This is a genomic window from Pseudomonas sp. A-R-19 (genome assembly GCF_019956575.1).
Classification (GTDB): domain Bacteria; phylum Pseudomonadota; class Gammaproteobacteria; order Pseudomonadales; family Pseudomonadaceae; genus Aquipseudomonas.
Genome location: NZ_JAHBDR010000053.1, coordinates 1 through 16,279 on the forward strand (window position 1 = coordinate 1; position 16,279 = coordinate 16,279).

Sequence of the window (16,279 nt, forward strand, 5' to 3'; positions counted from 1 at the left end):
CCCTCCAACGGTCACTCCACCCCCTCCTGAACGCACTTGCCAGGCCATGGATAAAACCGACGTCCTGGGCGATGTACGGGGCGAAGACGGGCAGGTGACCCGAGTCACCACCACGACTCGGTGTGTTACCCAGTAAACCAGCGTGACGGCCGCGCTGGTGAACGGCGCGGCCATGCTGAATGATCTTTATTTCTGTCATTTCTGATAGTTGCTGCTATCAGAAACTCCTAAATTGGTGAGAAATACACTTTTTTCACCAACCTACCTGTCATTTATGGTTGTTCTCGGCGTATCGATTTTTCCTGATAGTTCATGGACTGTTTTTTATGTCCAACGCTGAAAAGGAAACGTCGTAATGACCACCGAATTGAAAGCTGCAACCGCTGAACCAAGTCCTTGGGAACAAGCCACGTTGTTTATCAACGGCACGAAAGTGGAGTGGGGGGCGGAACTCGTTTTGTTCCGCGGACAGGAGAGCGAAGTGACAGTGGAAGCTCCCCCCGCGATCGCCCGGGAGCTCAACCTGAGGCTGGCTGGCAATGGCGGATTGGAGCCTGTTGCGTCGCCGGAATTCGGCGCCTGGTTGGCTCCCGTCAATGGCAAGTTCCATTGGAAGATTAAGCCGGATGCAGGCAAGAGCGGGCGTATCTCCCTGGTGTTTTTCAGCCGGGAAGTGGTGGTGCCTTGGGAGCACCGAAGCCTGGTGATTTCGAGCAACCTGGCGGATGAGGCAGACGTGAAGATTGACGGCGTCGCCGTGCCTTCCGGGGGGAATTGGTTTTTCCGGGGTACGGCGCAAACGGTGACGTTGACCCCTAAACCCAACAGTCCGCTGGCCGGCATTCCAGTCACCCTGACCTGTGCTATCAAAAGCGGCCTCGGTACCTCCGACGTGGTGAGTGCGCCGCCCTTTGGCCGTGAGCAAACCACGTATAGCTGGGCAGTAACCGGGGCAACCAGAAGTGGCACCTTCCAGTTGGCGGTGGCGGGTAAAGGCATGACCACACCGATTACCTTGGCTGTCAGCAAGTTGCTGTCGAGTAACCTGGCGGATGAGGTTGAGGTAAAGATTGGTGGGCAAAGTGTGCCTGCCAGTGGAAATGTATTCATAAGGGGGCAGGCTCAGGAAGTTACGTTGATCCCTAAGCCAGGCAGTCCGATCGCCGGACACAATATTACGCTGACTTATAAGGTGTTACAGGGGCTATTCCAAGGCGATATACGAAGTGCACCGCCATTTGGGGGGGTAGGAGTTACAAACTGGAAGTGGCAGTTGACTGGATATACCAGAAGCGGCACCTTCGAAATTTCTGTGGTAGGGCAGGGAATGTCTACTCCAATAAAAATTGCGATCAGCAAGTTGCTTTCGAACAACCTGGCGGATGAGGCAGACGTGAAGATTGACGGCGTCGCCGTGCCCGCCGGGGGCAATTGGTTTTACCGGGGCAAACCGCAAACGGTGACGCTAACCCCCAAACCCAACAGCCCGCTGGCCGGCCTTCCAGTTACCCTGACCTGCGCAATCAAAAGTGGCCTCGATATCGCCAATGTGGTGAGTGCACCGGCCTTCGGCAGTGAGCCAACTACCCATAGCTGGGCAGTGACCGGGAACACCAAGAGCGGCACCTTCCAATTGGCCTTGTCGGGCAAGGGCATGACCACACCGATTACCCTGGCTGTCAGCAAGTTGCTGTCGAGCAACCTGGCGGATGAGGCAGATGTGAAGATTGCCGGCGCCGCCGTGCCCGCCGAGGGCAATTGGTTTTATCGGGATCATGGTCGAATAGTGACGTTGACCCCCAAGCCCAACAGCCCGCTGGACGGCCTTCCGGTCACGTTGACTTGGGAAATCAAAAGCGGTCTCAGTGCCGGCAGCGTGGTGAGTGTACCGGCCTTTGGTAGTGAGCAAACCACCTATAGCTGGGCAGTATTGGGGAGGGTACATAGCGGAACGTTCCAACTGGCATTGGTGGGTAAGGGCATGACCACACCGATTACCTTGACCGTCAGCAAATTGGTATCGGGCGATCTGAGGGATGAAGTTGAGGTGAAGATTGATGGGCAAAGTGTGCCTGACAGTGGAAATGTATTCATAAAGGGGCAGGCTCAGGAAGTTACGCTGGTTCCTAAGCGGGGCAGTCCGATCGCTGGACACAATATTACGTTGACTTGTCAGCTCTTACAGGGGCTATCCCAGGGCGATATTCAAAGTGCACCGCCATTTGGAGGGATAGGAGGACCCAATTGGCGTTGGCAGGTGACCGGATATAACAGAAGCGGCACCTTCCAGATTTCTGTGGTAGGGGCGGGGGGAGTGATTAATCCATTGAAAATTGCGGTCAGCAAGTTGATTTAGAACAATCTGTCGGATGAGGCTGTCGTTAAATTGATGGCGTTGATGTATCCAATAATGAAGTTCCCTGTCTTAGTAGTTCAAAGCGCACAGTTACATTAGTTCCTAAAGCGGATAGCCCATTAGCTGGTAATAAAGTCAGTTTGCTATCCGGCAGCGGAGTAGGTTGAGTTTGTTAGCAGGCCAAAGTGATTTGATTGCCGAGCGACCGGTGGTAACAGTGTGAACTAAAGGCAGCCTATCTCCCTGATCGGCTGCCTTTTTTTCATTCGGAACCAGAATCAGGACAGGAAGCCACCATCCACATTCAGCGAAACACCCGTGGTGTAGCTCGAAGCATCGCTGGCGAGGTAAAGCACCGCCCCCGCCATCTCACTCGGGTCCGCCACACGCTTGAGCGGAATCTGCTGCAAAGCGGTATTCAGAATTGCCTCATTCTTCACCAGCGCCGAGGCGAATTTAGTGTCGGTGAGGCCTGGGAGCAAGGCATTGCAACGGATCCCGAACTGCGCACATTCCTTGGCGAACACCTTGGTCATGTTGATCACCGCCGCCTTGGTCACCGAGTAGATGCCCTGGAAGATCCCGGGCGAAACACCGTTGATCGAGGCGACGTTGATGATGCTGCCGCCACCGTTTTCGCGCATCAGCTTGCCGGCTTCGACTGACATGAAGAAGTAGCCGCGAATGTTCACGTCGACGGTTTTCTGGAAGGCGCTGAGGTCGGTGTCCAGCACGTTGCAGAACTGCGGGTTGGTCGCGGCGTTGTTGACCAGGATGTCGAGGCGGCCGAACTGTTCCTTGATGCCGGCGAAGACCTGGCTGATCTGTTCCATTTCGCCGATGTGGCAGGCGATGGCGGTGGCTTTGCCGCCGGCAGCGATGATCGCGTCGGCGACGTGTTGGCAGCCTTCAAGCTTGCGGCTCGAGACGATCACGTGGGCGCCTTGCTGGGCCAGCAATTTGGCGATGGCTTCACCGATGCCACGGCTGGCGCCGGAGACGAAAGCGATCTTGCCGTCGAGGTCGAACAACTGAGTCTTGGACATGGGATTTCCTTCTTATGCAGTCGAATGCTGGGGTAGAGGCTAATGCTGTTCGGTGAGGGCGGACTTGCTGCGTTTGGCCAGTAATCGCGCGTTAGCGTTCACGACCTTCGCGAGCAAGCTCGCTCCTACAGGGGATCGCATCGTGGTCAGAGGCTGGATTTCTGGATGACCTGCAAGCTCATCTGCTCCAGCAGCTTGTTCATGTGAATGAACTGCGCGAAGCGTTTGTCCTGGGTCTGGCCATGGTAGAAGCGGTAGTAGATCTGCTGCACGATGCCGGCCAGGCGGAACAGGCCGTAGGTGTAGTAGAAGTCGAAATTGTCGATGCGGATGCCCGAGCGTTCGGCGTAGTAGTCGACGAACTCGCGGCGGGTCAACATGCCCGGCGCGTGGCTCGGCTGGCGGCGCATCATCTGCACCGGCGCCGGATCATCGGCTTCGATCCAGTAGGCGAGGGTGTTGCCCAGGTCCATCAACGGATCGCCGAGAGTGGTCAGTTCCCAGTCAAGCACGCCGATGATCTGCATCGGGTTGTTCGGGTCGAGGATGACGTTGTCGAAGCGGTAGTCGTTGTGCACGATGCTGGAGGTCGGATGGTCGGCCGGCATCTTGTCATTGAGCCAGGCCTTGACCTCTTCCCATTGGGGCGCATCGGGGGTCAGGGCTTTTTCGTAGCGATCGCTCCAGCCTTTGATTTGCCGCGCCACGTAGCCTTCGGGTTTACCCAGGTCGCCCAGGCCGTAGGCGTTGTAGTCGACGCAATGCAGTTCCACGAACTTGTCGATGAAGCTCTTGCACAGGGTTTCGGTTTTTGCCGAATCCAGCCCGAGTTCCGGTGGCAGTTCCGAGCGCAGGATGATGCCGTTGACCCGTTCCATCACGTAGAACTCGGCACCGATCACCGATTCGTCGGTGCAGTGAACGTAGGCCTTCGGGCAGTACGGAAATCCATCGCGCAGTTGATTGAGGATGCGGAATTCACGGCCCATGTCATGGGCGGATTTGGCCTTGTGGCCGAACGGCGGGCGACGCAGGACGAATTCCTGTTCGGGGTATTCCAGCAAGTAGGTGAGGTTTGAAGCGCCGCCCGGAAACTGGCTGATCTGCGGCAAACCGCTGAGCCCCGGAATATGGGCCTTGAGGTACGGATCGATCAGGCTCGCATCGAGCTCTTCGCCGGTGCGGATACGGGTGGACTGGTCATTAAGCGCCATGCTTATCCCTTCTGCTTATTCTGGAGGCCTGAAACTATTGGCTAATCTAATGCGCACACCGCTCCCCCACAACCGCGAACGGCTCTTATAGGTGAGCGTGTTGCCGGCCAATCATTGTTTTTGATACAGGTGTTTGAATCACCGTCAGTGAGCGACCTGGCTCAGGGTCGGCGGCAAGTCGATCGGCGTCAGCACCGGTTGATTGGAGAAAAACGCCACGAGGTTCTTGCCCACCAGTTCGACGGTGCCCTGGGTGGCTTCCGGGGACAGCCCGGCGACATGCGGCGTGAGGATCACATTGCTCAGGGTCTTGAGCGCATCCGGCACTTGCGGTTCGTGATCGAACACATCCAGTGCCGCACCGGCGATCCGGCGTTGCTCCAGGGCGATGATCAGGTCAGCGGTGGCAATCACGCTGGCCCGGGCGATGTTGACGATAAACCCCTTGGGACCCAACGCGTCGAGCACCTGGCGATTGATCAGGTGCTTGGTGCCCAGGCCGCCGGGCGTGGCGACGATCAGGAAGTCCGAGGCGCGCGCCAGTTCGGTCGGGGTCGAGCAGAACGTGTAGGGCACATCGCTGCGATGCTGGCGGTTGTGGTAGCTGATGCTCATGTCGAACCCGGCGCCGGCGCGTTTGGCGATGGCCATGCCGACCGCGCCGAGGCCGAGGATGCCCAGGCGTTTGCCGGCGAGGGAAGGGCGCATGATCTTCGGCCACTCGCCGCGCCGTACGGCGGCATCACAGCGGGGTACGTCGCGCACCAGCGACAGCAGCAGCGCCATGGCATGGTCGGCGACGGACGAGGCGTTGACCCCGGCGCCGTTGGTGACGGTGATGCCCCGGTTGGCGGCGGCCTGCAGGTCGACGTGTTCATAGCCGGCGCCAATCACGCAGATGATCCTGAGTTTGGGCAGCGCGGCGATTTCATCGGCATACAACCCCAATGGGCCGCGGGTGAGGACAGCATCGATCTGTCCGGCATGGCGGGCGATGGCTTCGGCGCGCTCGGCGGGCGTCGGGGCCAGAATCAGGTGAAAGCCCTGATGCTCGAGGATTGGCAGGTAATCATTGATGGTTTCAACCAGTACCAGAACGGTTACAGGCATGCTTGGCTCCCTGTGGGCATCGAAAAATCGGCTCGGACGTGATGTGAGATTGCTGATTCAAGGATAGCTTGGCAACCGCCAGCTGCGGTCAGTGTAGGAGCCTGCGGACCTTTATTGCGGCGTTTACGTCCCTTGTAGGAGCTGGCTTGCCAGCGATGGTCGTTAACGATAACGCGTATGAGCTGGATAAGCGCGGCGCGTTGGAGTCCATCGCCAGCAAGCCGGCTCCTACAGTTTGGTGTTCACATCATTTCGACCAGGACGCGGTCCCTTGTAGGAGCTGGCTTGCCAGCGATGGTCGTTAACGATAACGCGTATGAACTGGATAAACGCGGCGCACTGGAGTCCATCGCCAGCAAGCCGGCTCCTACAGTTTGGCGTTCACACTATTTCGACTGGAACGCAGTCCCTTGTAGGAGCTGGCTTGCCAGCGATGGTCGTTAACGATAACGCGTATGAACTGGATAAACGCGGCGCACTGGAGTCCATCGCCAGCAAGCCGGCTCCTACAGTTTGGCGTTCACACTATTTCGACTGGAACGCAGTCCCTTGTAGGAGCTGGCTTGCCAGCGATGGTCGTTAACGATAACGCGTATGAACTGGATAAACGCGGCGCACTGGAGTCCATCGCCAGCAAGCCGGCTCCTACAGTTTGGCGTTCACACTATTTCGACTGGAACGCAGTCCCTTGTAGGAGCTGGCTTGCCAGCGATGGTCGTTAACGATGACGCGTGTGAATTGGATAAACGCGGCGCACTTGAGTCCATCGCCAGCAAGCCGGCTCCTACAGTTTGGCGTTCACACTATTTCGACTGGAACGCGGTCCCTTGTAGGAGCTGGCTTGCCAGCGATGGTCGTGAACGATAACGCGTGTGACCTGGATAAACGCGGCGCACTGGAGTCCATCGCCAGCAAGCCGGCTCCTACAGTTTGGTGTTCACATCATTTCGACTCGGACGCGGTCCCTTGTAGGAGCTGGCTTGCCAGCGATGGTCGTTAACGATAACGCGTATGAATTGGATAAACGCGGCGCACTGGAGTCCATCGCCAGCAAGCCGGCTCCTACAGTTTGGCGTTCACACTATTTCGACTCGGACGCGGTCCCTTGTAGGAGCTGGCTTGCCAGCGATGGTCGTTAACGATAACGCGTATGAATTGGATAAACGCGGCGCACTTGAGTCCATCGCCAGCAAGCCGGCTCCTACAGTTTGGCGTTCACACTGTTTCGACTGGAACGCGGTCCCTTGTAGGAGCTGGCTTGCCAGCGATGGTCGTTAACGATGACGCGTGTGACCTGGATAAACGCGGTGCACTTGAGTTCATCGCCAGCAAGCTGGCTCCTACAGTTTCCCGGGATTGCGGGGTATGAGAGCGGCGCGTGCGGCTTCGAGAATCTCGTCCGACAACGGATCGCCGCGGGTGGCCCGGGACAGCATCAGCGCACCGAACATCAACGAGTACTGCACCAGCGCCTGCTGCCGTTTACTGGCTGCATCCTCTGTGTCCAGCAGCGTACCCAGGGAGTCGAGCAGGTTGTTCAGGCCTTGCAGGTAGGTTTGGCGCAAACCGCTGTCGGCGGCCTCGTGGCACATGTCTCCGGCGAAGGCCACCACCGGGCAGGCGTCGCCCGGATTGTCCCGGCTTTCGTCGGACATATAGAGCTCGACCACGGCGCGATGAGCGGCGTCCTTGTTGTCATGCCCGGCCACCCGCGCTTGCCAGCGTTGCGCGGCCTGCTCGAAGGCCCGGCCACTGGCTTCCTGCGCCAGGGCTTCTTTGGATTCGAAGTGCCCGTAGAAGCCGCCGTGGGTCAGGCCCGCGGCGGCCATCACATCGACCACGCTGATCCCGTGCAAGCCGCGTTCGCGAAACAGCCGCGTGGCGGCATCGACGATAGTCTCGCGGTTGAGGTCGGCTTGTTTACGGGAAACTCGGGGCATGGGTAACTCTCGGTTCGCAGGTTGAATATCAGAGGGCGTACTGGGCAATTCCATTGCCGAACGACCAGTTCTCTTTTTTCACTTCCACCAGGTTAATGAAAACGTCCTCCAGGCGTACGGCCAGCTCTGCATTAAGGCTTTCAGCGATGGTTTTGTAGAGACGTTTTTTCTGCTCGATGGTCCGGCCTTCGCTCATGGTGATCTGGATCACCACCAGTTGGTCGGTGCGGTCGATGCCCAGGTAACCGGGATCAAAGATGAAATGCTGCTCATCGTGTTCGTTCAGGATCTGGAAGTTATCGTTTTCCGGCACGCCGATGGTGCTGTGCATGGCGGCATAGATCAGTTGGCCGATGCGCTTGGCGTGGGTGGGGTCCTGATGTTTTTTGATGTCGACGCGAACCAGTGGCATGGGAAGACTCCAGAAGGAATGCAGGTGGGTTAAAAATACATGATGGTAGACCTTTATCAAGCAATGGATGCTGTCTGGCGATGAAACGCAGCCTTGAATACGCTGCCATTCCTTGTGGGAGCGGGCTTGCTCGCGAAAGCGGTGTGCCAGACACATCAATGCCGAATGTGCCGCCGCCTTCGCGAGCAAGCCCGCTCCCACAGGTTTTGCGCCCATTTGGTACCACCGTTCCTCACCTAAGTCTTTGCTTCTGCTCACTAATCCCCCAGAATGCCGCCCCTGTTTCGGCCGGGCGCTGCCTGTCGGGTATTCCGACGCGTCCTGGCCGGGTGGCAAGTGACCGGAATGTGGAGATCCCACCGGATGAATGATCAGGCCAATAGCGTTAACGAACGCTATGTAGACGCGACACCAGCAACGCTGTCGAGCTGGAATCGCCAAGACACCACCTGGATGCTTGGCCTGTTTGGCACGGCGATTGGTGCGGGTACCCTGTTTTTGCCGATCAACGCAGGCCTCGGCGGTTTCTGGCCGCTGCTGGTCCTGGCGTTGCTGGCGTTCCCGATGACGTTCTACGCACACCGCGGGCTGACCCGGTTCGTGCTGTCCGGTCGCGAAGGCGCCGACATCACTGAAGTGGTGGAAGAGCATTTCGGCATCAAGGCCGGTGCGCTGATCACCTTGCTGTACTTCTTCGCCATTTTCCCGATCCTGCTGATCTACAGCGTGGCGCTGACCAACACCGTGGGCAGTTTCCTCGAGCATCAACTGCACATCACGCCGCCACCGCGCGCCGCGCTGTCGCTGGTGCTGATCCTTGGTCTGCTGGCGGTGGTGCGTTGCGGCGAGCAACTGATCGTCAAGGCCATGAGCCTGATGGTCTATCCGTTCATCGTCGCGCTGCTGTTCCTGGCGGTGTACCTGGTTCCGCACTGGAACGGCGGCATCCTGAGCACCGCCAGCAGCGTGCCGGCACCCTCGGCGCTGTTGCACACCCTGTGGCTGGCGATCCCGGTAATGGTGTTCTCGTTCAACCATTCGCCGATCATCTCGGCGTTCGCCGTGGACCAGAAGCGTCGCTACGGTGAGCACGCCGAGGAGCGCAGCTCGCAGATCCTGTCTCGCGCCCACCTGCTGATGGTGGTGATGGTGCTGTTCTTCGTCTTCAGTTGCGTGCTGACCCTGTCGCCAGCGCAACTGGCTGAAGCCAAGGCGCAGAACCTGTCGATCCTGTCGTACCTGGCCAACCACTTCAGCAATCCGACCATCGCCTTCGCGGCGCCGTTGATTGCCTTCGTGGCCATTTCCAAGTCGTTCCTTGGGCACTACATCGGCGCCAGCGAAGGTCTCAAGGGCCTGATCGTCAAGAGCGGCAAGCGTCCGTCGGCCAAGGCCCTGGACCGCATGACCGCTGCGTTCATGCTGGTAGTGTGCTGGATCGTTGCCACGCTGAACCCGAGCATTCTCGGCATGATCGAGACCCTCGGTGGCCCGGTGATCGCGGCGATCCTGTTCCTGATGCCGATGTACGCCATCCGCAAGGTGCCGGCGATGGCGCGCTATCGCGGTCAGGCGTCCAACGTCTTCGTGACGGCGGTGGGCCTGGTGGCGATTTCGGCGTTGGTCTATTCGCTGACCGCGTGATCGACCGGCCTGCTCGCGCAGTGCCGGATTGACAGCTACAGTGGCCGCTGCACGTGATACGTGCAGCGGCTTTTTTTCGCCTGGAGACACCGGATTGTCGAGCGCCCCCAACGTAAATCCCACCGAGCAACCCAACCGCTGGCAGGACCTGTTGGCCGGTCTGTCGATTGCCGGCCTGCTGCTGCCCGAAGCGGTCGCTTATTCAAGCATCGCCGCACTGGCGCCCCAGGCCGGGGTCATTGCCTTGTTCGCCGGGTTGTTGTGTTATGGCGTGTTCGGCACCAGCCGCTTTGCGATTGTCTCGGCCACTTCATCCTCCGCCGCCGTGCTGGCCGCCGCGACCGCCACCCTGGCCAATGGCAATCCCGGGCTTCGCTCGACCCTGGCTATCGGCCTGGTCCTGGTGACCGGGGTGTTTTTCTTGCTGGCGGGGCTGTTCAAGCTCGGCAGCGTGACGTCGTTCATCGCCAAACCGGTGCTGCGTGGTTTCGCCTTTGGCCTGGCGCTGACCATCATTCTCAAACAGGTTGCCAGCGTGGTTGGCGTGCATTTGACCGATGCCAACCTGGTGCGCTTTCTGCCGCAACTGCTGGAACAATTGCCGCAATGGAACTGGGTGGCAGCTGGTGTCGGGGCGGTGGCGCTGGCCTTGTTATGGCTGTTCGCCCGGTTTCGGCGCCTGCCAGGTGGATTGTTGGTGGTGGTGATCGGTATTGCCGCGGGGCAGTGGCTGGATCTGCCGGCCTATGACGTGAAGCTGATCGGCGTAATCGACCTGAGCCTGGAGGTGCCGAGGTTGCCGGTATTGCCGTTTACCGACTGGCTGCGTCTGGGTGAATTGGCGTTCGCCATGGTGATGATTCTGTACGCGGAGTCTTATGGCTCGATCAGTGCCTATGCGCTCAAGCACGGTGATCGCGTGACCTCGAACCGCGATCTGCTGGCCCTCGGCGCCTCCAACCTGCTATCCGGCCTGTTCCACGGCATGCCGGCGGGAGCGGGGTATTCGGCCACGTCGGCGAATGAGGCGGCGGGTGCCACTTCACGCCTGGCCGGTATCGTGGCGGCGCTGGTGGTGCTGGTCATTGTGCTGACGGTGCTGCCTTACATCGCGCTGACGCCGGAACCGATCCTCGCCGCCATCGTCATCCATGCCCTGGGACGCGGCTTGAGCCTGCAGCCGCTGGGACGCTATTTCATCTGGCGTCGAGACCGCTTGCTGGTGATCTGTGCCGTGGGGGCGGTGTTGCTGCTGGGGGTGCTGGACGGCTTGCTGGTGGCAGTGGCGATCAGTGTGTTGCTGATGCTCAAGCAGATGTCGGCGGCGGATATCCAGATTTTGGGGCGCATCGATGGCGGTCGCGATTTTGTCGACTTGCAGCGCCATCCAACGGCGCAAGCAGTGCCGGGCGTGTTGATTGTGCGGCCGGGTGAGGCGTTGTTCTTTGCCAACGTCGAGCGGATTCTTGGCGCTGCCTTGCGCTTGATCCGGCATTCGCAAACGCCGGTTCATACGGTGATTCTCAGTCTTGAGGAGTCCCCCGATCTGGATGGCACCAGCATCGAGGCATTGCAGGAGTTTTTTGTGCGGGTGCATCAGGAGGGCAAACGGCTGATTCTGGCGCGTCTCAAGGACGACGCACAATTGGCGTTGGCGGTGTTGCCGCAGGTGGCGGTAAGCGGGGTGGTGCTGAGTGGGTTGAGTGTGGATGGAGCGGTGCAGCAGGCGCTCAGGTTGAACACATAATTTGTGGGAGGGCTTGTGTGGCGAGGGGGCTTGCCCCCGTTGGGTCGCGCAGCGGCCCCTGCATTTCCATAACTAAACAGTGCTGACCGAATTTACGACTGCTACGCAGCCGAACGGGGGCAAGCCCCCTCGCCACAAAAGCTCCCCCACAGGTGAGTCTTCAGGCATAAAAAACGCCGCTCATCTCACGATGGGCGGCGTTTTTCATTGCGTTGCAACGTTAGGCTTGAACGACCGGGATGTTGGCGTTCGCAGCAGCTTCACGGAACTCGGCGATCTGGTCGAAGGACAGGTAGCGGTAGACATCGGCCGCCATGCTGTCGATCTTGCCAGCGTATTCCATGTACTCCTCGACGGTCGGCAGGCGACCCAGGATGGAAGCCACGGACGCCAGCTCAGCCGAAGCCAGGTAGACGTTCGCGCCGTCACCCAGGCGGTTCGGGAAGTTACGGGTCGAAGTCGACACAACGGTCGAGTTCGGCTCTACACGTGCCTGGTTACCCATGCACAGCGAGCAGCCCGGCATTTCCATGCGCGCGCCGGCCTTGCCGTAGATGCCGTAGTAGCCTTCTTCGGTCAGCTGGTGAGCGTCCATCTTGGTCGGCGGCGAGAGCCACAGACGGGTTGGCAACTGACCCTTGACCTGTTCCAGCAGTTTACCGGCAGCGCGGAAATGACCGATGTTGGTCATGCACGAACCGATGAACACTTCGTCGATCTTCTCGCCAGCAACGCTGGAGAGCAGGCGAGCGTCGTCCGGGTCGTTCGGCGCGCAGAGCACTGGCTCCTTGATGTCGGCCAGGTCGATCTCGATGATTTCAGCGTATTCAGCGTCTTTGTCCGCTTGCAGCAGCTCAGGGTTGGCCAGCCAGGCTTCCATCGCTTGAGCGCGACGTTCCAGAGTACGTGCATCGCCGTAGCCTTCGCCGATCATCCAGCGCAGCAAGGTGATGTTGGACTGCAGGTACTCGGCAATCGACTCTTTGGACAGCTGGATGGTGCAACCGGCAGCCGAACGTTCAGCCGAGGCGTCAGACAGTTCGAACGCTTGTTCTACGGTCAGTTTAGGCAGACCTTCGATCTCCAGGATGCGACCGGAGAAGGCGTTCTTCTTGCCTTTCTTCTCTACGGTCAGCAGGCCAGCCTGGATCGCGTAGTAAGGAATGGCGTGAACCAGGTCACGCAGGGTGACGCCTGGCTGCAGTTCGCCTTTGAAGCGAACCAGGATCGACTCAGGCATGTCCAGCGGCATGACGCCGGTGGCAGCGGCGAACGCGACCAGGCCGGAACCGGCCGGGAACGAGATGCCGATCGGGAAGCGGGTGTGCGAGTCACCACCGGTACCGACGGTGTCTGGCAGCAGCATGCGGTTCAGCCACGAGTGGATGATGCCGTCGCCCGGACGCAGGGAAACGCCGCCGCGGGTCATGATGAAGTCAGGCAGGGTGTGGTGGGTGGTCACGTCGATCGGCTTAGGGTAAGCCGCGGTGTGGCAGAAGGACTGCATCACCAGATCGGTCGAGAAGCCCAGGCACGCCAGGTCTTTCAGTTCGTCGCGGGTCATGGGGCCGGTGGTGTCCTGGGAACCCACGGTGGTCATCTTCGGTTCGCAGTAGGTGCCCGGACGAACGCCGGTCACGCCGCAAGCCTTGCCGACCATTTTCTGCGCCAGGGTGAAACCCTTGGTGCTTTCAGCCGGTGCTTCAGGCTTCTTGAACAGAGTCGAAGGTGGCAGACCCAGCTCGGTACGAGCCTTCTCGGTCAGACCACGGCCGATGATCAGCGGGATACGGCCGCCGGCACGTACTTCGTCCAACAGGACCGGGGTCTTCATTTCGAAGGTGGTCAGGACTTCGTCGGTGCCGTGCTTGCAGACTTTGCCAGCATGCGGGTACAGGTCGATCACGTCGCCCATGTGCATGTTGGAAACGTCGAATTCGATTGGCAGTGCGCCAGCATCTTCCATGGTGTTGTAGAAGATCGGAGCGATCTTGCTGCCGAAGCAGAAACCGCCGGCACGCTTGTTCGGCACGTAAGGAACGTCGTCGCCGAAGAACCACAGCACCGAGTTGGTAGCCGATTTACGCGAAGAACCGGTACCGACCACGTCACCGACGTAGGCGATAGGGAAGCCGGCGTTGCGCATTTCTTCGATCTGCTTCATCGGACCGGTGACGCCTTGTGCGTCAGGCACGATGCCGTCGCGAGCCATTTTCAGCATGGCCAGGGCGTGCAGCGGGATGTCCGGGCGGGACCAGGCATCAGGCGCAGGGGACAGGTCGTCGGTGTTGGTTTCGCCGGTGACCTTGAACACGCGCAGGCTGATCTTGTCGGCCAGGGTCGGGCGCTTCACGAACCACTCGCCGTCCGCCCAGGATTGCAGGACGCCTTTGGCGTGAACGTTGCCGTTCTTGGCTTTTTCAGCCACGTCGTGGAAGGCATCGAACATCAGCAGGGTGTGCTTGAGTTCTTCGGCAGCTACCGGAGCCAGTTCGGCGTCGTCCAGCAGGTTGACCAGCGTCACGATGTTGTAGCCGCCCTGCATGGTGCCGAGCAGTTCAACAGCGCGCTTCTTGTCGATCAGGGGGGATTTGGCTTCGCCTTTGGCGAGGGCGGACAGGAAGCCGGCCTTTACATAGGCTGCTTCGTCCACGCCTGGCGGAACGCGATTGGTGATCAGGTCAACGAGGAATGCTTCTTCGCCAGCCGGGGGATTTTTCAGCAGCTCGACCAGGCCTGCAGTTTGTTCGGCGTTTAGCGGCTGGGGAACGATACCCAGTGCTGCGCGCTCTTCGATATGTTTGCGGTAGGCTTCAAGCACAGTTATTACCCTCATCAGTGGTCCCAAATGGGTGTCCGGGACGCTCATCCCGAAATTGCCGTACTCATGCGCTGCATGGCGTTGTGAGCCACTTAGCCAGAATTACCGACAATTCCTTACAGAAGCTGCTTTCAAAGTTTTACGCCTGCAGAACGGGAGCTGATGAGGGTTGGCGTTGGGCTTTTCCCCGCTGGAAAAACCCATCGCCAACACCGCTCTGAAGGAACGACTGTGCTCGTGACGCTTTGAAAACAGCTTCTAACGGACATTGGCGCCTAAAAAGGCAGGCTGATTCTACGGCAAAAAAAAAATTAAGGTAAGTCAGGTTTTATTGGACTTTGGTGGAGGCGGCCAGCAAGGTGCCATTGACCTTAACCCTTTGACTTTGAGGGGTGATGAATATCGGACAAAGGGCTAACATGCCGGCCTGTTCTGCTTTTCGCGTTTTTGCCTACCTATGCCCAATCAGACCATCAAGACGCCGTGCGTCGGCCTTTGCTCCACTGTTTACGGTGACCTGGTGTGCCGTGGCTGCAAGCGTTTCCACCATGAAGTGATCCACTGGAACGGTTACAACGAGGAAGAAAAGCGCGCGGTATGGCTGCGTCTCGAGCAGTTGCTGTCCCAGGTGATGGCCGCCAAGGTGGAAATTTTCGACCCGGCATTGCTGCGAATGCAACTGGAACAGCGCAAGATCCGTTTCGTGCCCCATCAGTCGGAATATTGCTGGGCCTACCAGTTGATCGCCCGGGGCGCGCGGGTGATCAATAATCTGGAAGCTTACGGGATGGTGTTGCTGCCGGAGTTTCGCGAGTGGAACCTGCCGGAATTGCGCGATGCCATTGATCGGGAATTTTTCCTGCTCTCCGAGGCGCATTACCAGCGCTACATTGCGCCGGGGTTCCTCAAGGACGCCTTCGGCGGCTGAGCCACCGAACTGTGGCGAGGGAGCTTGCTCCCGCTCGGCGGCGCAGCCGTCGCAAATTGAGCTGGCACAGTACATCTGCCGGAATGCAAGGGGCCGCTTCGCGACCCAACGGGGGCAAGCCCCCTCGCCACAAAAGCATGTTCGGCCTCAACGCTTGACGGCCATTTCCTCCAGATGATCCTCGATCTCCTGCGGCTTGAGCACCAGTACATCGCTCTCCACCGCATCAAGCACCACTTCCGCCGTATTACCGATCAACGCCCCTGACAACCCGCTACGCGCCACGGTACCGATCACCGTCACCGCCGCCTGCAGTTTGTGCACCATGAACGGAATCAACACGTCCGCCGGGCCTTCCTCGATGTGCAGGTGTTCATCGTCGATGTCGAATTCAGCCTGGAACGACTTGCATTGCTCGCGGTAGCGCGCCTGGATGGTTTCGCTGAGTTGAAACGTCGGGTCGGCCGACGACAGCATCGGCGACGGGTGGGCGCTGATCACGTGCAAGTGCGCCTTGGCCAGGGTTGCAATGTCATAGCCATGATCGATGATGGTGTCGTGCAGGTGGCGATGTTCGCCGTCGGCGTTGCCCACGTCGACAGCTGCCAGGATCACTTTGTCTTTCCATGAGCCAGCGGTTTTCACCAACAGTACCGGGGAAGGGCATTCGCGCAGCAATTTCCAGTCCTCGGGTGTCAGCAGGGCCTTTTTCAGTGCGCTGTCGGGAAAGTGCTGCTTCACCACAAGACCACAGCCTTCGGCTTGCTGCACATCGATGATGGTTTGATGCAGGCTCTGGTTCCAGGCCTGCTCGGTGGTGACGTTGTAACCGTCTTCCAGCAAAGCGGCCTTGAGCACACCCAACATGGCGCTGTGATCATGCTTGGGGTCGCACACCAGCAGATGCAACTGGGCCTGGGTCACACCGGCGATCAGCTTCGCCCGTTTGAGCGCCAGGCTTTCGGAGTGTTCGGGTTCGATGACCACCAGAATGCTGCGTACGGCTTGCATGATCGCTATCTCCTGAAAATGAAAAGGCACGGCGTTGCACAACTATAGTT

The 16,279-nt window shown here is 59.2% G+C and carries 11 protein-coding genes; 4 read left to right on the forward strand and 7 right to left on the reverse strand.

Features of this window, described 5'->3' with window-relative positions; all coding sequences use genetic code 11:
- The first annotated feature begins 355 nt into the window (after window positions 1-355).
- A complete protein-coding gene (locus KGA88_RS14185) occupies window positions 356-2,356 on the forward strand; it encodes a hypothetical protein (protein WP_223591843.1) in 2,001 nt (666 codons plus the stop codon).
- 278 nt (window positions 2,357-2,634) lie between these two features.
- Here KGA88_RS14185 and KGA88_RS14190 read toward each other — a convergent pair whose 3' ends face one another.
- The 5 genes from KGA88_RS14190 to KGA88_RS14210 all read right to left on the reverse strand — a co-directional run bounded on the left by KGA88_RS14190 (window position 2,635) and on the right by KGA88_RS14210 (window position 8,078).
- Window positions 2,635-3,402, reverse strand: a complete 768-nt coding sequence (locus tag KGA88_RS14190; protein WP_007976320.1) for an SDR family oxidoreductase — start codon at window positions 3,400-3,402, stop codon at window positions 2,635-2,637.
- Window positions 3,403-3,548: 146 nt separating this feature from the next.
- The gene (locus KGA88_RS14195; RefSeq protein ID WP_223591845.1) at window positions 3,549-4,616 is read right to left on the reverse strand and encodes a phosphotransferase family protein; all 1,068 of its coding nucleotides are present in this window, start codon (window positions 4,614-4,616) and stop codon (window positions 3,549-3,551) included.
- 144 nt (window positions 4,617-4,760) lie between these two features.
- Window positions 4,761-5,726: a 2-hydroxyacid dehydrogenase gene (locus KGA88_RS14200; protein WP_223591855.1), complete on the reverse strand. Its 966-nt coding sequence runs from the start codon at window positions 5,724-5,726 to the stop codon at window positions 4,761-4,763.
- A gap of 1,340 nt (window positions 5,727-7,066) precedes the next feature.
- Window positions 7,067-7,666: a TetR/AcrR family transcriptional regulator gene (locus KGA88_RS14205; protein WP_223591857.1), complete on the reverse strand. Its 600-nt coding sequence runs from the start codon at window positions 7,664-7,666 to the stop codon at window positions 7,067-7,069.
- Between the two features lie 28 nt (window positions 7,667-7,694).
- Window positions 7,695-8,078, reverse strand: coding sequence for a tautomerase family protein (locus KGA88_RS14210; protein ID WP_110662100.1), 384 nt, complete (start codon window positions 8,076-8,078; stop codon window positions 7,695-7,697).
- 363 nt (window positions 8,079-8,441) lie between these two features.
- On the opposite strand from KGA88_RS14210, the gene KGA88_RS14215 reads away from it, so the two are divergent.
- Complete coding sequence (locus tag KGA88_RS14215; protein ID WP_223591859.1) at window positions 8,442-9,722, forward strand: serine/threonine transporter; 1,281 nt, start codon at window positions 8,442-8,444, stop codon at window positions 9,720-9,722.
- 94 nt (window positions 9,723-9,816) lie between these two features.
- Window positions 9,817-11,469, forward strand: a complete 1,653-nt coding sequence (locus KGA88_RS14220) for a SulP family inorganic anion transporter (protein ID WP_223591867.1) — start codon at window positions 9,817-9,819, stop codon at window positions 11,467-11,469.
- Between the two features lie 220 nt (window positions 11,470-11,689).
- On the opposite strand, the gene acnB is transcribed toward KGA88_RS14220, so the two are convergent.
- Window positions 11,690-14,290 carry a bifunctional aconitate hydratase 2/2-methylisocitrate dehydratase gene (acnB, locus tag KGA88_RS14225; protein WP_223592003.1) on the reverse strand — a complete coding sequence of 867 codons (2,601 nt, stop codon included), beginning with the start codon at window positions 14,288-14,290 and terminating at the stop codon, window positions 11,690-11,692.
- 457 nt (window positions 14,291-14,747) lie between these two features.
- On the opposite strand from acnB, the gene KGA88_RS14230 reads away from it, so the two are divergent.
- Entirely contained in the window at window positions 14,748-15,218 is a 471-nt protein-coding gene (locus KGA88_RS14230; RefSeq protein ID WP_056727706.1) for a DUF1289 domain-containing protein, read from the forward strand.
- A gap of 147 nt (window positions 15,219-15,365) precedes the next feature.
- Here the strand turns inward: KGA88_RS14230 and KGA88_RS14235 are convergent, their stop codons facing one another.
- Window positions 15,366-16,229, reverse strand: a complete 864-nt coding sequence (locus KGA88_RS14235; protein ID WP_223591898.1) for a universal stress protein — start codon at window positions 16,227-16,229, stop codon at window positions 15,366-15,368.
- Window positions 16,230-16,279: the final 50 nt, after the last annotated feature.